Annotated in this window: 16 protein-coding genes; 6 read left to right on the top strand and 10 right to left on the bottom strand. The window is 70.8% G+C overall.

The window, feature by feature from the left end:
- Window positions 1–51: 51 nt before the first annotated feature.
- A complete protein-coding gene (locus E0493_RS04575) occupies window positions 52–990 on the bottom strand; it encodes a LysR substrate-binding domain-containing protein (RefSeq protein WP_160935748.1) in 939 nt (312 codons plus the stop codon).
- A gap of 140 nt (window positions 991–1,130) precedes the next feature.
- On the opposite strand from E0493_RS04575, the gene E0493_RS04570 reads away from it, so the two are divergent.
- Window positions 1,131–3,074 (top strand): elongation factor G, encoded by a 1,944-nt coding sequence (locus tag E0493_RS04570; protein WP_160935747.1) that lies wholly within the window; start codon window positions 1,131–1,133, stop codon window positions 3,072–3,074.
- A 184-nt stretch (window positions 3,075–3,258) separates the two neighbouring features.
- Here E0493_RS04570 and E0493_RS04565 read toward each other — a convergent pair whose 3' ends face one another.
- The 4 genes from E0493_RS04565 to trxB form a co-directional block, all read right to left on the bottom strand.
- On the bottom strand, window positions 3,259–4,509 hold the full coding sequence (locus tag E0493_RS04565; protein WP_160935746.1) for an MFS transporter: 1,251 nt from the start codon (window positions 4,507–4,509) through the stop codon (window positions 3,259–3,261).
- A 132-nt stretch (window positions 4,510–4,641) separates the two neighbouring features.
- Entirely contained in the window at window positions 4,642–5,139 is a 498-nt protein-coding gene (locus E0493_RS04560) for a CinA family protein (protein WP_160935745.1), read from the bottom strand.
- A 320-nt stretch (window positions 5,140–5,459) separates the two neighbouring features.
- Window positions 5,460–6,353, bottom strand: coding sequence for a LysR family transcriptional regulator (locus tag E0493_RS04555; RefSeq protein WP_160935744.1), 894 nt, complete (start codon window positions 6,351–6,353; stop codon window positions 5,460–5,462).
- Window positions 6,354–6,358: 5 nt separating this feature from the next.
- Entirely contained in the window at window positions 6,359–7,333 is a 975-nt protein-coding gene (gene trxB / locus E0493_RS04550; RefSeq protein WP_160935743.1) for a thioredoxin-disulfide reductase, read from the bottom strand.
- Window positions 7,334–7,449: 116 nt separating this feature from the next.
- Between trxB and E0493_RS04545 the strand changes: the two genes are divergently transcribed.
- Window positions 7,450–7,944 carry an Lrp/AsnC family transcriptional regulator gene (locus E0493_RS04545; RefSeq protein ID WP_235913591.1) on the top strand — a complete coding sequence of 165 codons (495 nt, stop codon included), beginning with the start codon at window positions 7,450–7,452 and terminating at the stop codon, window positions 7,942–7,944.
- A gap of 81 nt (window positions 7,945–8,025) precedes the next feature.
- Here the strand turns inward: E0493_RS04545 and E0493_RS04540 are convergent, their stop codons facing one another.
- The 5 genes from E0493_RS04540 to carA all read right to left on the bottom strand — a co-directional run bounded on the left by E0493_RS04540 (window position 8,026) and on the right by carA (window position 15,414).
- Window positions 8,026–9,276, bottom strand: coding sequence for a threonine ammonia-lyase (locus E0493_RS04540; protein ID WP_160935742.1), 1,251 nt, complete (start codon window positions 9,274–9,276; stop codon window positions 8,026–8,028).
- A gap of 2 nt (window positions 9,277–9,278) precedes the next feature.
- The gene (greA, locus tag E0493_RS04535; RefSeq protein ID WP_160935741.1) at window positions 9,279–9,752 is read right to left on the bottom strand and encodes a transcription elongation factor GreA; all 474 of its coding nucleotides are present in this window, start codon (window positions 9,750–9,752) and stop codon (window positions 9,279–9,281) included.
- Between the two features lie 134 nt (window positions 9,753–9,886).
- Window positions 9,887–13,132, bottom strand: coding sequence for a carbamoyl-phosphate synthase large subunit (gene carB / locus E0493_RS04530; RefSeq protein ID WP_160935740.1), 3,246 nt, complete (start codon window positions 13,130–13,132; stop codon window positions 9,887–9,889).
- A 48-nt stretch (window positions 13,133–13,180) separates the two neighbouring features.
- Window positions 13,181–13,939 (bottom strand): SDR family NAD(P)-dependent oxidoreductase, encoded by a 759-nt coding sequence (locus tag E0493_RS04525; RefSeq protein ID WP_160935739.1) that lies wholly within the window; start codon window positions 13,937–13,939, stop codon window positions 13,181–13,183.
- Between the two features lie 62 nt (window positions 13,940–14,001).
- Window positions 14,002–15,414, bottom strand: coding sequence for a glutamine-hydrolyzing carbamoyl-phosphate synthase small subunit (gene carA, locus E0493_RS04520; RefSeq protein WP_202396905.1), 1,413 nt, complete (start codon window positions 15,412–15,414; stop codon window positions 14,002–14,004).
- A 169-nt stretch (window positions 15,415–15,583) separates the two neighbouring features.
- Between carA and E0493_RS04515 the strand changes: the two genes are divergently transcribed.
- From E0493_RS04515 to E0493_RS04500, 4 genes are all read left to right on the top strand, one after another.
- Complete coding sequence (locus E0493_RS04515) at window positions 15,584–16,042, top strand: GatB/YqeY domain-containing protein (protein WP_160935738.1); 459 nt, start codon at window positions 15,584–15,586, stop codon at window positions 16,040–16,042.
- A gap of 178 nt (window positions 16,043–16,220) precedes the next feature.
- Window positions 16,221–18,068 (top strand): DNA primase, encoded by a 1,848-nt coding sequence (dnaG, locus tag E0493_RS04510; protein WP_160935737.1) that lies wholly within the window; start codon window positions 16,221–16,223, stop codon window positions 18,066–18,068.
- Between the two features lie 229 nt (window positions 18,069–18,297).
- Entirely contained in the window at window positions 18,298–20,220 is a 1,923-nt protein-coding gene (gene rpoD / locus E0493_RS04505) for an RNA polymerase sigma factor RpoD (RefSeq protein ID WP_160935736.1), read from the top strand.
- Window positions 20,221–20,259: 39 nt separating this feature from the next.
- Window positions 20,260–20,835, top strand: coding sequence for a GNAT family N-acetyltransferase (locus tag E0493_RS04500; protein WP_160935735.1), 576 nt, complete (start codon window positions 20,260–20,262; stop codon window positions 20,833–20,835).
- Window positions 20,836–20,908 lie beyond the last annotated feature (73 nt).

Below are 20,908 nucleotides of genomic sequence, written 5' to 3'. Positions count from 1 at the left end.
GCGCCGCGCGCGGTCCGGCAGCCCAACTTTGGTTATGCCGCCCAGCGCTGGTTATGACAGCCGTGTAACCCCCTCGGGCGGCGGCTCGGACAGGATGGCCTCGGCGCATTCGCCGAGCAGCCGCAGGAAGGCGGTGCGGTCGAAGGGGTTGCTCATCCCCTCGGACCAGATCGCGCGGTACTCGAAGGTCACGGCCGGCGCGAAGTCGCGCAGGATTAGGCCGCGCCCCAGAAAGGGCCGGGCGGCGAAGGCGTCGGTGAAGGTGATGCCGACCCCGGCCAGCGCCATGCCCGCCGCCCCGGCGATCAGCGGGCATTCCGCCACTTCCAGCGGGCGCACGCCCTCGTCCTCCAGCACGCGGTCGATCAGCGTCTGCTGCCCTTCGTGGCGGGAGATGCCGATGAAGGGCTGCCCATGCAGGTCAGCGGGGCGGATGGTGGCCCGCGCGGCCAGCGGATGTCCCGGCGGCAGGGCGATGAGCGCCCGCGTGCGCGCCACCAGGAAGCTGCGCAGGCTGGGAACCCGCTGCAAGCTGCCCATCAGCCCGATCTCGGCCCGGCGGGAGGCAGCCATGGCCATCACCCCGCCGGCATCGCGCGTGGTGAGCGCGAGGCGCTCGGCGCCCGGCACGTCGAGCCAGCGCCGCGCCACCGGCGGCATCAGCTCCTGTGCCAGCACCGGGATGGAGGCGATGACGGCACGGCGCGGCTCCTCCGCCCGCAGCCGCTCCATCAGGTGCTCGATCTGCTCCATACCGACGAAGAGGCGCTCCGTCTCGTCGAACAGGCTGAGCCCGCGTTGCGTCGGCACCAGCCGCCCGTGCAGCCGCTCGAACAGGCAGAAGCCGCACAGCTCCTCGGTCTGGGTCAGGATCTTGCTGACCCCGGGCTGGCTGATGCCGAGGATCCGGCTGGCGCCGGTGACGCTGCCGCTGCGGACGACGGCCCGGAAGACCTCCAACTGCCGGTGCTGCAGGCGGGACTTGCTCATCCCGCCATTGGAGCAGGCGCGGGCCGGCCGGTGAAGCGCCATCCGGAGGGGTGGCGCGCCGCCAATTCGAAACGGTTCCGAAACTTGGGCCGCCTCTGTACGCTAGGGAAAACGGGGGAAAATCCAGGAGGCGTGCCGCCATGACGCAACCGCACGGCAACCAACCCGGCCAGGCGCCACCCCGCTCCGTGGCGCTGGTCGGCCCGCAGGGGAGCGGCAAGACCACCCTGTTCGAGACGTTGCTGTCCGCCGCCGGCACGCCGCTGCGACGCTCCGGCGCCCGCAGCCTGGGCACCGAGATGCGGCTCGGCCACGCCACCTGGCAGGAGGAGCCCTGGGCGCTGCTCGATTGTCCGGGCTCGGTGGAGTTCGCCCATGACGCGGACTGCGCCCTGGCGGTGGCCGACCTCGCGGTGGTGGTCTGCGAACCCGCGCCGGAGCGGGCGATCGCCCTCGGCCCGCTGTTCCGCCGGCTGGAGGAGGCGGAGGTGCCGGCGCTGGTCTTCGTCAACAAGCTCGACACGCTGGCGGGTGCGGTGCGCGACACCCTCGCCGCCCTGCAGGCGCAGACCCGGCGCCGGCTGGTGCTGCGGCAGGTGCCGATCCGCGAGGGGGATAGCGTTGTCGGCTACGTGGACGTCGTCAGCGGCCGCGCCTACCGCTACCGGCGGGGCGAGGCCTCCGAGCGCATCGCCCTGCCGGACACCATGCGCGCGCGGGAGGCCGAGGCGCGCGGCGAGTTGCTGGAAGTGCTGGCGGACCATGACGACGCCCTGCTGGAGAAGGTGCTGGAGGACGCGGCGGTGGCGCCGGAGGAGATCTATCGCCCGCTGCACAGCGGCGAGGCGAGCGGCGCCGTGGTCGGCGTGCTGATCGGCGCGGCGGAGCGCAACAACGGCATCCAGCGGCTTTGGAAGGCGCTGCGCCATGACGTGCCCGCCGCCGCCGAGACGGCGGCCCGGCGCGGCATCGCGGCGGCGGGCGACCCGCTGGCGCAGGTTTTCCGCACCCAGCAGGCCGGGCATGCCGGCCGGCTTTCCTACGCGCGGCTCTGGCGCGGCACCTTGCGGGAAGGGGCGGGGCTGGATGGCCAGCGCTGCGGTGCCCTCCACCGCTTTCCCGCCGGCGAGGCGCAGAAGGTGCCGCAGGCCGGTGCGGGCGAGCTGGTGGCCATCGGTCGGCTGGAGGGCGTGCGGACGGGCGCGACCCTGGGAGGAGCGCAACTGCCTTTCCCCGAGCCGCCGCCGCCGGTGCACGCCGTCGCCATCCATGCGGAAGACCGCAAGGACGAGGTGCGGCTCTCCACCGCCCTGCAGCGCGTGGCCGAGGAGGACCCGGCCCTGACGGTGAGCCAGGACGCCGGGAGCGGCGCGACGCTGCTCTCAGGCCAGGGCGAGATCCATCTGCGCACGGCGCTGGACCGGCTGGCCGCCGCCGCCGGGGTGAAGCTGCGCACCGCCCGTGCGCCGGTGCCCTTCCGCGAGACCATCCGCCATTCCGTGGTCCAGAGCGCCCGGCTGAAGCGGCAGACCGGCGGGCACGGGCAGTTCGCCGACGTGAAGCTGCAGATCGTGCCGCGCCCGCGCGGCGCCGGCTTCCATTTCGACGAGAAGGTGGTGGGCGGCGCGGTGCCCAGGCGCTTCATCCCCGCCGTCGCGGAGGCGGCACAGGAGGCGACCCGCAAGGGGCCGCTCGGCCACGCGGTGGTGGACATCGCGGTGACGCTGCTCGACGGCGGCTTCCACAGCGTGGACAGCAGCGACATGGCCTTCGCCACCGCCACCCGCATGGCCATGCAGGAGGGGCTGGGCAAGGCCGAGCCGGTCCTGCTGGAGCCGGTGCATGCGGTGACGATCAGCGTGCCGGCCGAGTTCACCGCCGCCGCCCAGCGCCTGCTGACCGGCAGGCGCGGGCAGATCCTGGGCTTCGCCGCCAAGCCGGACTGGGAGGGCTGGGACGAGGTGCAGGCGCTGGTGCCGGAGGAGGCGCTGACCGACCTGATCATCGAGCTGCGCTCGCAGACCCAGGGCCTGGGCAGCTACGTCCACAGCTTCGACCACCTGGCCGAGGCGCGGGGCCGCTGAGGCCCCGCGGCGGCGCGCCTGAGAGCAGGGCCCGATCAGACGGAAGCGGCTGAAGTGGGCCAAAGCGAACGGGAGCCGCTCTGGAGCATTTTCCGTTCGCCCTGGTTCACGGAAAATGCTCTGGACGTTTGCTTTGACGCGCATCTTCACCTGTCCCGATGCTGCAATCGGAACGGGATCCGCTCTAGCCGGCGCGGCGCTCGATGTTCGGCAGGAAGGCGGCCAGCACGCCGAGCAGCGGCAGGAAGGAGCAGATGCGGTAGACCGTGGCGATGCCGGCCCAGTCCGCCATCTGGCCCAGCGCGGCGGCGCCCAGGCCGCCGAGGCCGAAGGAGAGGCCGAAGAAGATGCCCGCCACCAGCCCGACCTTTCCGGGCATGAGCTGCTGCGCATAGACCAGGATGGCGGGGAAGGCGGAGGAGATGATCAGGCCGATCACGACGGTCAGCACCACCGTCGCGGTCAGGCCGACATAGGGCAGGGCCAGGGTGAAGGGCAGCACGCCGAGGATCGAGAACCAGATCACCGGCAGGCGGCCGACGCGGTCGCTCACCAGCCCGCCCAGCACCAGCCCCACCACCAGCGAGGCGAGGAAGACGAAAAGGTAGATCTGCGCCGCCTGCACCGACACGCCGAAGCGCTGGATCAGGTAGAAGGTGTAGTAGGAGCTGAGGCTGGCCGTATAGACGTTCTTGGAGAAGAGCAGCGCCACCAGCACCGCCACGGCGAAGAGCACGCGCCCGCGGGGAAGCGCGACGATGGCTGCCGCGCCGCCCCGCCCGCGGGCGCCTGACGCGATGCGGTTGCGGGCATACCAGCCGCCGACGCGCACCAGCAGCAGCATGGCGAGCAGCGCGGCGGCGGAGAACCAGACCAGGCTGCCCTGGCCGCGCGGCGCGACGATGAAGGCGGCCAGCAGCGGGCCGATCGCCTGGCCGAAATTGCCGCCCACCTGGAACAGCGACTGCGCCAGCCCGTAGCGCCCGCCCGAGGCCAGCCGCGCAACGCGCGAGGACTCCGGGTGGAAGACCGAGGAGCCGACGCCGATCAGCGCCGCCGCCAGCAGGATCACGCCGTAGCTGCCGGCCTGGGAGAGCACCAGCAGCCCGACCAGCGTCGAGGCCATGCCGACCGGCAGCGAGTAGGGCATCGGGCGGCGGTCGGTGTAGAGGCCGACCAGCGGCTGCAGCAGCGACGCCGTGCACTGGAAGGCGAGGGTGATCAGGCCGATCTGCCCGAAGTCGAGCGCGTAGTTCTGCTTCAGGATCGGATACAGCGCCGGCACCAGCGACTGGATCATGTCGTTCAGCAGATGGCAGAAGCTGAGCGAGAGAAGCACGGCGAAGGCGGTCTCCCCCGCGCCGGCCTGCGCCGCCGCCGCGGGCGCCGCATCGGCCTTCGGGCCACGACCGGGGGTAAGCGCCGCCTGACTCATGGCTGTGTCATCTCTGTTGTGTAACGCCTGGGAAGTATTGCGCCCCCCTTCCGGCAGGCGCAACCGCACCGCACGCCTGCATGGGTGACATGCGCTGCGCGAGGGAAGCGGGCCCGCTCGCGTTCCGGCGGCTCAGGCCGGGGCGGGCGCGGCGTCCAGCGCCTCAGCCAGGAGGTTCAGTGCCGCATGGGCGAAGGTCCGCATGTTGGCGGCACGGTCCGCGATGCCGGTTTCCATGGTTTGCGCCAGCGTCACCGGCCCGCTGACGGCGAGGCAGGTGTGGCCGGCGGCATCGCCATAGCGATTGCCGCCCGGCCCCGCCGCTCCCGTCTCGGCGAGGCCCCAGGTCGTGCCGAGGCGCTCGCGCAGGGTGTCCGCGAGCAGCCGCGCATAAGGCTCGGAGGCGGAGCGGAGGCCCTGCATCTGCGGCGCGCCGATGCCGAGCAGGGCGGCGCGCGCCTGCGGCGTGTAAACCACGGCGCCGCCCCGGAAGTAGGCGCTGGCACCCGGAACGGCGAGCAGGGCCGCCGCGACGAGCCCGCCGGACGAGGACTCGGAAACCGCGATGGTCTCCCCCCGCGCCTTGAGCAGGGCGGCAAGCCGTTCGGCCTTCGGCAACAGATCTTCCATCGGGCATTCTCCGGCGGGAGGGGAGAGAAAGGGGAGGGCTGCGGCAGCGGGGCGGGGCGGGCAGCTTGCCACGCCTGCCGGCACGCAAAAAAGAAGGGCGCTGACCCGTTGGGGTAGCGCCCGAAGTAAACAGGGAGGCTTCACGTCTGGGAGACGAAGGGTCAGAGACCCTTTCCGACCCAATCGTCGGATGAACACATCTTAACCGCAGCCTCGATATGCGCCTTCCAACATTATCGCCCGTCGGCCATGCGTATCCTGCATGGTTAAACTTTGGTGTCGGCGCGAAGGGTGAAAGCGGGGCCTCCACCCGCGGCGCCTCAGCTGTTCAGCGCCGCCAGTTCCGAGACCAGGAAGTCGCGGAACACGCCGACGCGCTTCGAGTGCCGCATCTCCTCGGGATAGACGAAGTAGGCGTCGATCCGGGGGGCTTTCAGGTCGGACAGGACGGGGATCAGGTCGCGCAGGTCGTCGCCCATGTAATCGGGCAGGGCGGCGAGGCCGAGGCCGGAGCGCACGGCCTGCAGCATGGCGGGCAGGCTGTTCACCTCCACCGCCGCGCGGCGCGGGCTGCCCGGGCGCCGGCCGGCCTCGACCAGCCAGTTGATGCTCTCCACCGGCGGCCGGTAGTCGCCGTAGATGATCAGGCGGTGGGCGTCGAGGTCCTCGGCGCGCTGCGGCATGCCGGCCTGCTTCAGGTATTCCGGCGAGCCGACGATCTTCCAGCCAAAGGTCGCCACATGCCGCTGGATCAGGTCCGGCTGCTTCGGCGCGTGCATGCGGATGGCCACATCGGCCTCGCGCATGGCGAGGTCCAGCTCGGCATCGTCCAGCAGCAGCGTCACCGTCACCTCGGGGTGGAGGGACATGAAGCGGTTCAGCCGCGGCGCCAGCCAGGTGGAGCCGAAGCCGGTGGTGGTGGTGACCTTCAGCCGGCCGGCGGCGCGCTCGCGGCTTTCCGTCAGCAGCGCCTCGGTCATCGCCAGCTTGGCGAAGACCTCGCGCACCGTGCGGTTCAACGTCTCGCCCTGCTCGGTCAGGATCAGCCCGCGCGCATGGCGGTGGAAGAGCGGCACCTGCAGGGCCTCCTCCAGCGCCTGGATCTGCCGGGAGACGGCCGACTGGCTGAGGTTGAGCGACTCGCCGGCATGGGTGAAGCTTCCCGCCTCGGCGACGGCATGGAAGACCCGCAGCTTGTCCCAATCGAGCGGCATGGCGGTCAGGCGGCCTGCGCCTGGGCGTCGTCCTCGCGGAGCGCCAGGAACTTCTCGGCTTCCAGCGCCGCCATGCAGCCGGTGCCGGCGGCGGTCACCGCCTGGCGGTAGATCCGGTCCTGCACATCGCCGGCGGCGAAGACGCCCTCCAGGCTGGTCCGCGTCGAATCGGGTGCCGTCACCAGGTAGCCCTCCCCATCCATGTGGAGCTGTCCCTTGAACAGCTCCGTGGCCGGCGCATGGCCGATGGCGACGAAGACGCCATCCACCGCCATCTCACGCCTCTCGCCCGTGCGGGCGTCGCGCAGCCGCAGGCCGCGCGCGACCGGGGCGCGGCCGCCGGTCTCGGCCAGCACCTCCTCCGTCACCGTGTCCCACAGGACGGTGACGTTCGGCTTGGCGAAAAGCCGCTGCTGCAGGATGCGCTCGGCGCGCAGCGTGTTCCGGCGATGGATCAGCGTGACGGACTTCGCCAGGTTGGCGAGGTAGAGCGCCTCCTCCACCGCCGAGTTGCCGCCGCCGATCACCGCCACGTCCTTGCCCCGGTAGAAGAAGCCGTCGCAGGTGGCGCAGGCGGAGACGCCGAAGCCGGACAGCTCCTTCTCGCCCGGAATGCCCAGCCATTTGGCCTGGGCGCCGGTGGCGATGACCAGCGCCTCGGCCTCAAAGGTGTCGCCCGAGTCGCCGGTGCAGCGGAAGGGGCGCTGGGAAAGGTCCACGGCGGTGATGAGGTCATGCTGGATGCGGGCGCCGACATGCTCGGCCTGCTCGCGCATCTGCTCCATCAGCCAGGGGCCCTGGACCGGCTGGGCGAAGCCGGGGAAGTTCTCGACGTCGGTGGTGATGGTGAGCTGCCCGCCCGGCTGCATCCCGGCGACCACGAGGGGCGAAAGGCCGGCGCGGGCGGCGTAGATCGCCGCCGTGTACCCGGCGGGGCCGGCACCGAGGATCAGCAGGCGGGTGCGGTGCAGTTCGGGCAAGGTTCTGGTCCTGAAAACGCTGGAGATGCGGAGGATATCGGAAAGATGGGCTATCCCCGCAAGCCGATGCCTTGAACATGGGCGCTCGTGCAAGGATATTGCGCCTGAAGCGCCGCATGAGCAACGAAACGGTTCCGATGAAGCCTGAAACTGTTGACCATCTCGACACCGTAGACCGCCAGATCCTCGCGGAGTTGCAGGCCGATGGGCGGATGACGAATGTGGAGCTGGCCCGCCGCGTCGATCTCTCGGCGCCGCCCTGCCTGCGCCGGGTCCGGCGACTGGAGGAGGGCGGCATCATCCGCGGCTACCATGCCGACATCGACCCGGTGGCGCTGGGCTGGGAGATCACCTTCTTCGCCCTGGTGGGCCTGGAGAGCCAGAAGCACGCCGTGCTCTCCGCCTTCGAGCAGGACGTGACCACCTGGCCGGAGGTGCGCGAGTGCCACATGATCCGCGGCGGCGGCGACTTCCTGCTGCGGCTGGTGGCGCGCGACACGGCGCACGAGAACGCGCTGACCAACCGCCTGACCGCCGCGCCCAATGTCGGGCGGGTCACCACGTTGCAAACGATTCATACCGCCAAGGATGTGCCGGGAGTGCCGCTCTAGGAAGCGGAAAAAGTCCGGGGCGCGGCGGTTGCCCCGGCCACGCCTCGGTGAAGAGCGCCCGGTGGCCGCCCGGCTGGCCGCTCAGCCGCGCCGGACGGCGTAGTCGGCGGCCTCCAGCGCGGCGATGATGGCGTTGCCCTGGGCGGCGTCCCGCACCTCGATCATCAGCTCCAGCTCGGTGGACTGCACCGTGGGGGCGCCGAAGAGCTGCTGGTGCTTCACCTCGATGACGTTGCCGCCGGCATCCGAGATGCGCCTGGAGATGTCGGCCAGCATGCCGGGCCGGTCGGGGATGTCGAAATGCAGCCGCAGGATGCGGCCATCCCGCAGGAGCTGGCGGAGCAGCACGTTGGAAAGGGCGCGGGCGTCGATGTTGCCGCCGCAGACCGGCGTGCCGACCTTCCGCCCGGCGAAGCGGCCGGGATGCGTCAGCAGCGCCGCCACGCCGGCCGCGCCGGCGCCCTCGGCCACCACCTTGGCGCCCTCGGCCAGCAGGGCGACGCCCTGCTCCACCGCGCGCTCCGGCACCACCAGCACCTCGACGCCGAGGCGCTTCAGCAGGGCATAGGGGGCCTCGCCGACGTCGCGCACGGCGATGCCCTCGGCGATGGTCGGGCCGCCGACCGCCACGGGCTGCCCGGCGAGGCGCTGCGCCATGGCCGGATAGCCCTCCACCTCGACGCCATAGACGGTCAGCGCCGGGTTCAGCTCCAGCGCGGCCGCGGCGCAGCCGGCCAGCAGCCCGCCGCCGCCCACGGGAAAGACCAGCGTGTCCAGGCCCGGGGCGTCCTCGATCATCTCGATCGCCATGGTGCCCTGGCCGGCCATCACGCCGGGATCGTCATAGGGGTGGATGAAGGTGAGGCCGTCCCGCAGGGCCAGGGCATGGGCGTGGGCGGCCGCCTCGGCCAGGGTCTCGCCGTGCAGCACCACGTTGGCGCCCCAGCTCTCGGTGCGCACCACCTTGGTCGCCGGGGTGAAGCGCGGCATGACGATGGTGGCGCGGATGCCGAGCAGGCTGGCATGGCGGGCCACCGCCTGGGCGTGGTTCCCGGCCGACATGGCGATGACGCCGGTGGCCTTCTCGCGCGGGGTCAGCAGCGCCAGGCGGTTGGCGGCGCCGCGCTCCTTGAAGGCGCCGGTGGCCTGGAGATTGTCCAGCTTCAGCCAGACCTCGCAGCCGGCGGCGCGGCCGATGGCGGGCGCCGGCACGGTGGGCGTGCGCAGCACCGCGCCGCGGATGCGCTCCGCCGCCGCCCGCACGTCGGCGAGGGAGAGCGGGGGCGCCACCGGCGGCTCGGCCACCAGGCCCTGCAGGCTGGGGCTGCCCATGCTCAGGCGAAGCGGACCTTGGCGATCTCGTAGGCGCGGGCGCCGCCGGGCGCCGGCACCTCGACGGAATCGCCCAGCTTCTTGCCGAGCAACGCCTTGGCCAGCGGGGAGGAGATGGAGACCGAGCCGTTCTTGGTGTCCGCCTCATGCGCGCCGACGATGCGGTAGGTCTTCTCCTCCTCCGTCTCCTCATCAATGATGGTGACGGTGGCCCCGAAGCGCACCTGGTCGCCCGAGAGCTTGGAGACGTCGATCACCTCGACGGAGGGGACGATGCCCTCCAGCTCGGCGATCCGGCCCTCGATGAAGGACTGGCGCTCGCGCGCGGCGTGGTACTCGGCGTTCTCGGACAGGTCCCCATGTTCCCGGGCCTCGGCGATCGCGCGGATCACCGCCGGACGCTCCTCCGACTTCAGGTGCCGCAATTCCTCTTCGAGCCGGGCCAGGCCTTCGGCGGTCATCGGGAACTTCTGCACGGCAGTTCCTTCCTTCATACACGGCATCAGCCGCCGGGCGGAAAACCCGGCGGCGGCTTGGCACCCATGCCTGGGGCCTACGATGGGGACAAGGAGCGGGCGCGGCCACGGTCCACGACCGGACCCGCCCGCCCTCAGAATGAAGGCGGAAAATAAGCCTGGAGCGGCGCCACATCAAGGGTTCCGGCCTTCAGCGCCGCAATCGCATGGGCCGCGGCGCGGGCGCCGGCCATGGTGGTGTAGTGCGGCACGCCGTTGGTCAGCGCGCCGCGGCGGATGTCGAAGCTGTCCGCCACCGCCTGGCCGGTGCCCGTGGTGTTGATGACGAGCTGGATCTCGCCGTTGCGGATGGCGTCCACGCAATGCGGGCGGCCCTCCATCACCTTGTTCACCACGGAGACGCTGAGCCCGGCATCCCGCAGCACGGCGGCGGTGCCGCGCGTCGCCATCACCTGGAAGCCGAGGTCGGTGAGGCGGCGCGCCACCGAGACGGCGGCCTTCTTGTCGCTGTCCTTGACCGAGACGAAGGCGGTCCCCGTGGCCGGCAGCTTCACGCCGGCGCCGAGCTGGCTCTTGGCGAAGGCGCGCTCGAAGCTGGCGTCCAGCCCCATCACCTCGCCGGTGGACTTCATCTCCGGGCCGAGCAGCACGTCCACGCCGGGGAAGCGGTTGAAGGGGAACACCGCCTCCTTCACCGCGACGTGCCGGCTGATCGCCGCGTCGTCCAGGTCGAACTCGGCGAGCCTGGCGCCGGCCATGACGCGGGCGCCGATCTTGGCCACCGGAACGCCGGTCGCCTTGGCGACGAAGGGCACCGTGCGGGAGGCGCGCGGATTGACCTCCAGCACGAAGATCTCGCCGTCCTTCACCGCGTACTGCACGTTCATCAGGCCCTTAACCTTGAGGGCCCGCGCCATCGCCTCCGTCTCGCCCTTCAGCTCGGTGATGATGGCGGGCGGCAGCGAGTAGGGCGGCAGGGAGCAGGCGCTGTCGCCGGAATGGATGCCGGCTTCCTCGATATGCTCCATCACGCCGGCGACATAGACCTCGCCCGCCTCGTCGGCGATGCAGTCCACATCCACCTCGATCGCGTCCTGCAGGTACTGGTCGATCAGGATCGGGTTCTCGCCGGAGACCTTCACCGCCTCCTGGCCGAAGCGCAGGAGCTGCTCGCGGTTCCAGGCGATCTCCATGGCGCGGCCGCCCAGCACGTAGGAGGGGCGCACCACCACGGGGTAGCCGATGCGCTCGGCCTCGGCCACGGCTTCATCCAGGTCGCGCGCGGTGCCGTTCTGCGGCTGCTTCAGGCCGAGGCCCTTCAGCAGCTGCTGGAAGCGCTCGCGGTCCTCGGCGATGTCGATCGCCTCGGCGCTGGTGCCGAGGATGGGGATGCCGGCCTTGTCGAGCGCCTGGGAGAGCTTCAGCGGCGTCTGCCCGCCATACTGCACGATGCAGCCCAGCACCTCGCCCTTCTCCTGCTCCTTGCGGATCAGGTTCACCACGTCCTCGGCCGTCAGTGGCTCAAAGTAGAGGCGGTCGGAGGTGTCGTAGTCGGTGGAGACGGTTTCCGGGTTGCAGTTGACCATGATGGTCTCGAACCCGGCCTCCTTCAGCGCGTAGGCCGCGTGGACGCAGCAATAGTCGAACTCGATGCCCTGGCCGATGCGGTTCGGGCCGCCGCCGAGGATGACGATCTTCCTCGCCTCCGTCGGCCGGCTCTCGCAGACCGGCGCGCCGAAGCCGCCCTCATAGGTCGAGTACATGTAGGGCGTGTCGGAGGCGAACTCGGCGGCGCAGGTGTCGATGCGCTTGAACACCGGCATCACGCCGAGCGCCAGGCGGTGCTTCAGCACCTCCGCCTCGCCCTGCCCGACCAGCGCGCCCAGGCGCTTGTCGGCGAAGCCCATCGCCTTCAGGCGGCGGAAGGCGATGGCGTCCCGCGGCAGGCCGGCCTCGCGCACCGCGTTCTCGGCGCGGACGATCTTCTCCACCTCGCGCAGGAACCAGGGCTCGAAGCGGCAGGCCTCGTGGATCTCCTCCACGCTGAGGCCGGCGCGCAGCGCCTGCGCCACCACCAGAACGCGGTCGGGCTTCGGCGTCGCGAGCGCGGCGATGAAGGCCTCCTTGCTGCCGTCGCCGGGCGCCGCGATGTCGTCGAGGCCGGAAAGGCCGGTCTCCAGCGAGCGCAGGCCCTTCTGCAGCGCCTCGTTGAAGGAGCGGCCGATCGCCATCGCCTCGCCGACCGACTTCATCGAGGTGGTCAGCGTCGCCGGCGTGCCGGGGAACTTCTCGAAGGTGAAGCGCGGGATCTTGACCACCACATAGTCGATCGTCGGCTCGAAGGAGGCCGGCGTGACCATGGTGATGTCGTTCTTCAGCTCGTCCAGCGTGTAGCCGACGGCGAGCTTGGCGGCGATCTTGGCGATCGGGAAGCCGGTTGCCTTCGAGGCCAGCGCGGACGAGCGGGAGACGCGCGGGTTCATCTCGATGACCACCATGCGGCCATCCACCGGGTTGATGCCGAACTGCACGTTGGAGCCGCCGGTGTCCACGCCGATCTCGCGCAGGCAGGCGATGGAGGCATCGCGCATGCGCTGGTATTCCTTGTCGGTCAGCGTCAGCGCGGGGGCCACCGTCACGGAGTCGCCGGTGTGCACGCCCATCGGGTCCAGGTTCTCGATGGAGCAGACGATGATGCAGTTGTCCGCCTGGTCGCGGACCACCTCCATCTCGAACTCCTTCCAGCCCAGCACGCTTTCCTCGATCAGCACCTCGTTGGTCATCGAGGCGGAGAGGCCGGCGGAGACGATCTGCTCGAACTCCTCGCGGTTGTAGGCGATGCCGCCGCCGGTGCCGCCCAGCGTGAAGGAGGGGCGGATGACGCAGGGGAGCTTGACCTCCTCCAGCCCGGCGCGCGCCTCCTCCATGGTGTGGGCGATGGCGCTCTTCGGGCTCTCGATGCCGATCTTGGTCATGGCATCGCGGAACTTCAGGCGGTCCTCGGCCTTGTCGATCACCTCGGCCTTGGCGCCGATCAGCTCGCAGCCGTACTTCGCCAGCACGCCGGCCTCGGCGAGCTTGAGGGAGGTGTTCAGCGCGGTCTGGCCGCCCATGGTGGGCAGCAGCGCGTCCGGCCGCTCCTTGGCGATGATCTTCTCCACCATCTCGACCGTGATCGGCTCGATGTAGGTGGCGTCCGCCAGGCCGGGGTCGGTCATGATGGTGGCGGGGTTGGAGTTCACCAGGATCACCCGGTAGCCCTCCGCCCGCAGTGCCTTGCAGGCCTGCGCGCCGGAATAGTCGAACTCGCAGGCCTGCCCGATGACGATGGGGCCGGCCCCGATGATGAGGATGGACTTGATGTCAGTACGCTTCGGCATCGGGGGACCCTGTCTGCGTAAGGAGTAGAGCCGGCGCGGGGGCCGGGATCAGCCGTGGACCGAGAGGCCGCCATCCACGGGGATGGCGGTGCCGGTGATGAAGGCGCTGGCGTCGCTGGCCAGGAAGGTGACGAGGCCGGCGAAGTCGGCCGGCGCGCCCCAGCGCTTCTGCGGCGTGCGGGCGATGACGCGGTCGTAGAGGTCGGGGATGTCCTGCCGGGCGCCGGCGGTCAGCTCGGTCTCGACCCAGCCGGGGAGGATGGCGTTGGCCGTGATGCCGTCCGGCCCCCAGGCCACCGCCAGGCTGCGCGTGTACTGCACGACGCCGCCCTTGCTGGCGCCATAGGCCGGGGAGAGCGGCAGGGCGAAGAGGGACATCATCGAGCCCACGCAGATCACCCGCCCATGGCCGCTGGCCTTGAGGTGCGGGTAGGCGGCGCGGCTCATCCGCATGGCGCTGGTGAGGTTGGCGTCCATCACGGCCATCCACTCCTCGTCCGTCACCTCCTGCGGCAGGCGGCGGATGTTGGTGCCGGCGTTGTTGACCAGGATGTCGATGCCGCCGGCCTGCTCGACCACCTGCGCGATCACACGGTCGGCCGCGCCGGGCTCGGCGAGGTCGGCCTGGATGGCGAAGGCGTCCTCGCCCAGCGCGGCGACCGCCGCCTTGTTCTTCTCGGCATTGCGGCCGATCACGGCCACCCAGGCGCCGGCCGCGGCGAGGCCGCGCGCCATGCCCAGGCCGATGCCGCCATTGCCGCCGGTGACCACCGCCACCCGGCCGGACAGGTCGAAGTTTCCCGCCATCGTCTCGCTCCTCTCCTTGGGGTGCTGCCCTTGGGGTGCTGCCCTTGGGGTGCTGCCTGAGGTCAGGCGCCCTTGTGCTTCTCGATCATCTCGACGAAGCGGTGGAAGAGATAGTGGCTGTCGGAGGGGCCGGGGCTCGCCTCCGGATGGTACTGCACGGAGAAGGCCGGGCGGTCGGTGGCGGCGATGCCCTCGTTCGAGCCGTCGAACAGCGAGATGTGCGTCACCTTCACGGTCTCCGGCAGGGACGTCTCGTCCACCGCGAAGCCGTGGTTCTGGCTGGTGATCTCGACGCGGCCGGTGGCCAGGTCCTTCACCGGCTGGTTGGCGCCGCGATGGCCGCGGTCCAGCTTGAAGGTCTTGCCGCCGAGGGCCAGCGCCAGGAGCTGGTGGCCGAGGCAGATGCCGAAGACCGGCTTGCCGGACTGAAGCACGCCCTGGATGGCGGGCACCGCGTATGCGCCGGTCGCCGCCGGGTCGCCGGGGCCATTGGAGAGGAAGACGCCGTCGGGGTCGTGGCCGAGGATATCCTCGGCGGTGGCGGTGGCGGGCAGCACGGTCACGGCGCAGCCGGCATCGGCCAGGCAGCGCAGGATGTTGCGCTTGGCGCCGTAGTCGATGGCCACCACCTTGTGCTTGCGGGCGGGCGCCTTCTCATAGCCCTGGCCCCAGTGCCACAGGCCCTCCTCCCACTGGTAGGCCTGCCGGCAGGAGACCTCCCTGGCGAGGTCCATGCCTTCCAGGCCCGGCCAGCCGGCGGCCTGCGCCTTCAGCGTGGCCATGTCGAAGCGGCCCTCGACCGGGAAGGCCAGCACGCCGGTGGGGGCGCCGCCGTCGCGGATGCGGGCGGTGAGCGCGCGGGTGTCCACGCCGGCGATGCCGGGGATGCCGTGGCTCTTCAGCCAGTCGTCGAGGTGGCGGGTGGCGCGGTAGTTGGCCGGGTCGGTCAGGTCCTGCTTCACCACCAGGCCGCGGGCGGCGGGGGTGATGCTTTCCACGTCCTCGGCATTGGCGCCGACATTGCCGATATGCGGGAAGGTGAAGGTGATGATCTGCCCGGCATAGGAGGGGTCGGTGAGCGTCTCCTGGTAGCCGGTCATGCCGGTGTTGAAGCAGACCTCGCCCACCGTGGTGGTGTTGGCGCCGAAGCCGATGCCCCAGAACACCGAGCCATCGGCCAGCACCAGGGCGGCGGTGGCGCCGGCGGGAGCCAGTTCGGCGGCGTGCGGGTTGGTCGCGGCGGGCATGCTCGTCTCCGGGCTGGGGGCAGGGGGCAGGGTGGAAGCGGCAGGAACGGCGCCGGGGGCAAGCTCCGCCAGGGAGAGGCCGGTGGCGGCGATGACCGCCGGCCAGTGCTTGGCGGGAATGGCGCGCGCCTGGCGCCACTTGCGCACCGCCTCGGTGCCGACGCCGCAGCGCGCCGCGACGGCGTCGGGGCCACCCATGAGGGCGATGATGTCTTCCACGGACCGCATGATGACGGCTTATCTGGGAATTCTTTTCCGGGTTCAACACCCATCCGTTGCCCTGGGAAGTTTTTTCCCAGGGGTTCCCTCTGGCCCTGGTGGCGCCGACGCGGTTTATACCCGGCAATCCGCCTGCCCGCGATTTCATCCGGGCGAGCCGCCGAAAAGGAGAAGGCCGATGAGCCTGCGCAGCCGCTTCACGGAGGAAATGAAGGCCTCGATGCTGGCGAAGGATGCCGCCCGCACCTCGACCGTCCGCATGATCATGGCCAAGCTGAAGGACACCGACATCGCCGCCCGCCCCAGCGGGGTGGACCAGGTTCCGGAGGAGCAGATCGTCGCCATGCTGCGCGGCATGGTGAAGAGCCGCCGCGAGAGCGCCGAGATGTACCGCCAGGGCAACCGGATGGAGCTGGCGGAGAAGGAGGAGGCCGAGATCGCGGTGATCGAGTCCTTCCTGCCGCAGCAGATGGGCGACGCCGCCATGCAGGCCGCCGTGGCCGAGGCGGTGGCGGAGACCGGCGCCGCCTCCATGAAGGACATGGGCAAGGTGATGGCCGCCCTGCGGGCGAAGCACGCCGCGACGATGGACATGGCCAAGGCCGGGCCGCTGGTGAAGGCGGCGCTGAACGGCTGAGGAAGCAGGCCGGGTGAAGGAATTCCCCCGGACCCCCATCTTTTTTCTGTTGGTTGAGCGCTGCGCGGGCCGCCGGGCGGGCGCAAAACCCCGAAGAAGAAAGAAGGGGGCCAGGGGGAGTTCATTCCCCCAGCCTTTTTCCCCGCCCTCGCGCTAAGCTCCAGGCTGAAGGGCCGTCATGTCGCTGCCGCCGAATTTCCTGGAAGAGCTTCGCCTCCGCACGCCGCTGGCCCCGCTGATCGGGCGGGCCACGAAGCTGACGCGCGCCGGCCGGCAGTGGCGGGGCTGCTGCCCCTTCCATGGCGAGAAGACACCGTCCTTCTACGTCTATGACGACCACTACCATTGCTTCGGCTGCGGCGCGCATGGCGATGCCATCGCCTTCGTCATGCAGACCCAGGGCGCCAGCTTCCCCGAGGCGGTGGAGCGGCTGGCCGGCGAGGCGGGGCTGGAGGTGCCCAAGGCCACCCCGCAGCAGGCGAGGCGGGAAGCCAAGCAGCGCGACCTGCACGGGGTGATGGACCTCGCCGCCGAGGCCTTCCAGCGCCGCCTGCGCCTGCCGGAGGGGCGCGCGGGGCTGGACTACCTGCTGCGCCGGGGCCTCTCCGAGGACACCATCCGCAAGTTCGGCCTGGGCTGGTCGGGCGCCGGGCGCGGGGCGCTGGCGGCCGACCTGAAGCCGCAGGGCATCGAGGCGAGGCAGCTCATCGAGGGCGGGCTGATGCGGCCGGGGGAGGGGGACGCCCCGCCGGCCGACCTGTTCTTCAACCGCGTCATGTTCCCGATCCGCGACCGGCGCGGGCGGATCATCTCCTTCGGCGGCCGCGTCCTGGGCGACGGCCAGCCGAAATACGTCAACGGGCCGGAGACGGAGCTGTTCTCCAAGCGCCGCAACCTCTACGGCCTGGACCTGGCGCGGGAGGCCGCCTTCAAGGGCGCGCCGGTGGTGGTGGTCGAAGGCTACATGGACGTCATCGCGCTGCACCAGGCGGGGTTCGGCGGCACCGTGGCCCCGCTCGGCACGGCGCTGACCGAGGAACAGCTCGCCGAGCTGTGGCGCCTCTCGCCGCAGCCGGTGCTCTGCTTCGACGGGGACGCGGCCGGTGGGCGCGCGGCGGCGCGCGCGGCCGAGCTGGCGCTGCCGCTGCTGACGCCGGAGCATTCCCTGCGCTTCGTCACCCTGCCCGCCGGGGAGGACCCGGATACGCTGGTCGCCCGTGGCGGGCCGGCGGCCTTCAAGGCGGTGCTGGACGCCGCCCGGCCGCTTTCCGAGGTGCTGTACGAGATGCTGGCGGCACAGTCGCCCGGCGCCACGCCGGAAGCGCGCGCCACGCTGCGCCACCGGCTGGTGGCCGCCGCGGACAGCATCCCGGACAAGATCCTGGGCGCCGAGTACCGCCGCCTGCTGCTGGACCGCTTCTTCGCCGGCAGCCGCCGCCCGGCGCCCGCCTTCGCGCCGCGGGCGCGGGCGGACCGGCCGGGCTTCGGGCGCGGCCGCGCCGGGCCGCCGCCGCTCGACCTGCCGCGCCCGGGCATCGATCCGGCGGAGGTCCGGCAGGAGCAGGCGCGCTGCCTGCTGGCGGTGCTGATCGCGCATCCCTGGCTGCTGCCGGAGGTGGAAGAGGCGCTGATGCAACTCGATTTGCCGGATGGTGTTGCAGCGCGGCTACGGTACCGGCTGGTCACCTGGCAAGCGGGAGCCGAGCGGCTTGAAGCCGATGATCTGGTCAACCACCTGAACGAGACGGAGCCGGAAGGACTGGCCTGGGCACGCCGGTTCACCCGGGCTCCGCCGGCCGCCGCCGCCGCCAAGGCCTTGCCCAAGCAGGTGGCGGAGAGCTGGTGGCACTTCTATGCCGGCCTCCGGGGTGAGGCGGCCTTGCTGGCCGAGCGCCAGGCAGCGTTGCGGGATTGGCAGGAAACCAACGATCCGGCGGCGCAGACCCGCATCATCCGACTGAACGAGCTGCTCGCGGTCCAGCGCCGCGGCGGCATGGAGGAGGATGTGCCGGGCGAGGAGGCCTGAGCGGGAAGGCCTGAGCGGGGAGGCCTAAGCGGGGAGGGCACCTCCCAGGCGCCGCCTCGCCGAATGCGGCCGTGCTCTTGTGCTGGCGGGGGGCGGGGCGTTATGGCCCCCATGTATGGCGTGCAATGCGGGCGCGGCATTTTTGGCCCTTGTGCGAGGGTCGCAGGACCTGGGTGAGGCACCCCGGCCAGAATGGCGGGCCGGACAGCGTCAGACGGAGCGGATCGGCATGGCGAGCAAGGTCGCGAACGGCACCGACACGGTCGAGAACCGCGACGAGGCGGTGGAAGGGGCGCTCCTCGACACGCTTTCGGCGGCGGTCAAGAAGCTGGTCGCGCGTGGCAAGGAACGCGGCTACGTCACCTATGATGAGCTAAATCAGGCACTTCCTTCCGAGCAGGTTTCCTCCGAGCTGATCGAGGACACCATGGCGATGCTGAACGACCTCGGCATCAACGTGGTGGAGGCCGAGGAGACCGAGGACCCCGAGGGCACCAAGGCGGCCGCCAAGACCGAGGGCGCCGAGGAGGGAGAGGAGGAGGAAGAGGGCGGCGGCAATGTGGACGAGGAAAGCCTCGGCCGCACCGACGACCCCGTCCGCATGTACCTGCGCGAGATGGGCAGCGTGGAGCTGCTCTCCCGCGAGGGCGAGATCGCCATCGCCAAGCGCATCGAGGCGGGGCGGGACATGATGATCGGCGGGCTCTGCGAGAGCCCGCTCACCTTTCAGGCGATCCTGAACTGGCACGAGGCGGTCAAGGAAGGCCGCATGCTGCTGCGCGACGTGATCGACCTAGAGGCCACCGCCGCCGCCGAGAACCCCGAGGCCGCGCCCACGCCCGATACCGAGGAGTTCGAGGAAGGCGAGGAAGGCGAGGGGATGGGGCTTTCCCTTTCCGCGCTGGAAGAGAAGCTGAAGCCGGACGTGCTGGCCAATTTCGAGGCCATCGAGGAACTCTACGGCCGGCTGCAGAAGCTGCAGCAGAAGCGGATGGACGCCTATACCGCCGGCGAGGACTTCGCCGAGCGCAGCGAGCAGAGCTACGAAAAGCAGCGCGTGGAGCTGGTCGGGCTGGTGCAGAAGGTGCACCTGCACAACAACCGCATCGAGGAGCTGGTGGACCAGCTCAAGGGGCTGAACCGCCGCATCACCGCCTTCGAGGGGCAGATCCTGCGCCTCGCCGAGGCGAGCCGCGTCAAGCGGGAGGACTTCCTGCAGCACTGGCGCGGCGCCGAGATCGACCCGGCCTGGTTCGAGCGGATCAACACCCTGCCGGGCAAGCCGTGGAAGAACTTCATCGAGCGCAGCCGAGGCGAGGTGGAGGCGATCCGCACCCAGATTGGCAACACCGCCGCCGTCACCGGCCTGCCGGTGGACGAGTTCAAGCGGGTCTATTCCACGGTCAGCCGCGGCGAGCGCGACATGACCCAGGCGAAGAAGGAGATGATCGAGGCCAACCTCCGCCTCGTGATCTCCATCGCCAAGAAGTACACCAACCGCGGCCTGCAGTTCCTGGACCTGATCCAGGAGGGCAACATCGGCCTGATGAAGGCGGTCGATAAGTTCGAGTACCGCCGCGGCTACAAGTTCTCGACCTACGCGACCTGGTGGATCCGGCAGGCCATCACCCGCAGCATCGCCGACCAGGCGCGCACCATCCGCATCCCCGTCCACATGATCGAGACGATCAACAAGCTGGTGCGGACCAGCCGGCAGATGCTGCACGAGATCGGCCGCGAGCCGCAGCCGGAGGAGCTGGCCGAGAAGCTCGGCATGCCGCTGGAGAAGGTGCGCAAGGTCCTCAAGATCGCCAAGGAGCCGATCTCGCTGGAGACGCCGATCGGCGACGAGGAGGACAGCCACCTCGGCGACTTCATCGAGGACAAGGCGGCGATCATCCCGCTGGACGCGGCGATCCAGACCAACCTGCGCGAGGCCACCACGCGGGTGCTGGCCAGCCTGACGCCGCGCGAGGAGCGGGTGCTGCGGATGCGCTTCGGCATCGGCATGAACACCGACCACACGCTGGAGGAGGTCGGGCAGCAGTTCAACGTGACGCGCGAGCGCATCCGCCAGATCGAGGCCAAGGCGCTGCGCAAGCTGAAGCATCCCAGCCGCTCGCGGAAGCTGCGCTCGTTCCTGGACAACTGACATGGGCCTGGACAACTGATATGGGCCTGGACAGCTGACATGGCGCTCGCGGCGGTGGAGCCGGTCATCCGCGCGGCGGTGGAGGTGACCTTCCTGCGGATGGCGGCAAGGCCCGCCGAGCCCGCGCCGGCGCTGCCGGCCGGCGCGCGGCTGGAGCGGGTGGCGCACTGCACGGTGCCCTTCTACCGCTACCTCTACAACACCGTGGGCGGGGAATATCTCTGGTGGCTGCGCCGCGCCACGCCGGATGCCGAACTCGCCGCCATCCTGGCCGACCCGCATGTGGCCATCCACGTCCTGTACCTGGAGGGCGCCCCGGCCGGCTTCTTCGAGCTGGAGCGGCGCCCGAGCCTCGGCACCACCAACATCGCCTATTTCGGGCTGCTGCCGCATGCCGTCGGGCGGGGGATGGGGCGCGCCTTCCTGCGCGCTGCGGTGGACGCCGCCTGGGCCACCGGCTGCGGCGCCGTGACGGTCAATACCTGCACGGCCGATCACCCGCGGGCGCTGCCCAACTACCTGGCCGCCGGCTTCCTGCGGCTGCGCGCGGTGCGCGAGGTGTGGCCGGTGCCGGTGCGCCTCGGCCTCACCGTTCCGGAGCGGCTGCTGGCCTGAGGCCGCCCGCGGCACGTCGCCTAACCCTCCGCTAACCGAAGCCGGGGAAAGCTGCGCCGAACGTCCGGTTGCA

Origin of the sequence: Teichococcus coralli (assembly GCF_009829925.1) — a bacterium.
Taxonomy (GTDB): domain Bacteria; phylum Pseudomonadota; class Alphaproteobacteria; order Acetobacterales; family Acetobacteraceae; genus Pseudoroseomonas; species Pseudoroseomonas coralli.
The sequence above is the reverse complement of the archived record's forward strand: the minus strand, read 5'-3'. Positions and strand labels throughout refer to the sequence as shown.

Bases quoted from the DNA above. Each gene is read 5' to 3' on its own strand.
- E0493_RS04575 (WP_160935748.1), bottom strand. From the start codon at position 990: ATGAGCAAGTCCCGCCTGCAGCACCGGCAGTTGGAGGTCTTCCGGGCC.
- E0493_RS04570 (WP_160935747.1), top strand. From the start codon at position 1,131: ATGACGCAACCGCACGGCAACCAACCCGGCCAGGCGCCACCCCGCTCC.
- E0493_RS04565 (WP_160935746.1), bottom strand. From the start codon at position 4,509: ATGAGTCAGGCGGCGCTTACCCCCGGTCGTGGCCCGAAGGCCGATGCG.
- E0493_RS04560 (WP_160935745.1), bottom strand. From the start codon at position 5,139: ATGGAAGATCTGTTGCCGAAGGCCGAACGGCTTGCCGCCCTGCTCAAG.
- E0493_RS04555 (WP_160935744.1), bottom strand. From the start codon at position 6,353: ATGCCGCTCGATTGGGACAAGCTGCGGGTCTTCCATGCCGTCGCCGAG.
- E0493_RS04545 (WP_235913591.1), top strand. From the start codon at position 7,450: ATGAGCAACGAAACGGTTCCGATGAAGCCTGAAACTGTTGACCATCTC.
- E0493_RS04540 (WP_160935742.1), bottom strand. From the start codon at position 9,276: ATGGGCAGCCCCAGCCTGCAGGGCCTGGTGGCCGAGCCGCCGGTGGCG.
- carB (WP_160935740.1), bottom strand. From the start codon at position 13,132: ATGCCGAAGCGTACTGACATCAAGTCCATCCTCATCATCGGGGCCGGC.
- E0493_RS04525 (WP_160935739.1), bottom strand. From the start codon at position 13,939: ATGGCGGGAAACTTCGACCTGTCCGGCCGGGTGGCGGTGGTCACCGGC.
- carA (WP_202396905.1), bottom strand. From the start codon at position 15,414: ATGCGGTCCGTGGAAGACATCATCGCCCTCATGGGTGGCCCCGACGCC.
- E0493_RS04515 (WP_160935738.1), top strand. From the start codon at position 15,584: ATGAGCCTGCGCAGCCGCTTCACGGAGGAAATGAAGGCCTCGATGCTG.
- dnaG (WP_160935737.1), top strand. From the start codon at position 16,221: ATGTCGCTGCCGCCGAATTTCCTGGAAGAGCTTCGCCTCCGCACGCCG.
- rpoD (WP_160935736.1), top strand. From the start codon at position 18,298: ATGGCGAGCAAGGTCGCGAACGGCACCGACACGGTCGAGAACCGCGAC.
- E0493_RS04500 (WP_160935735.1), top strand. From the start codon at position 20,260: ATGGCGCTCGCGGCGGTGGAGCCGGTCATCCGCGCGGCGGTGGAGGTG.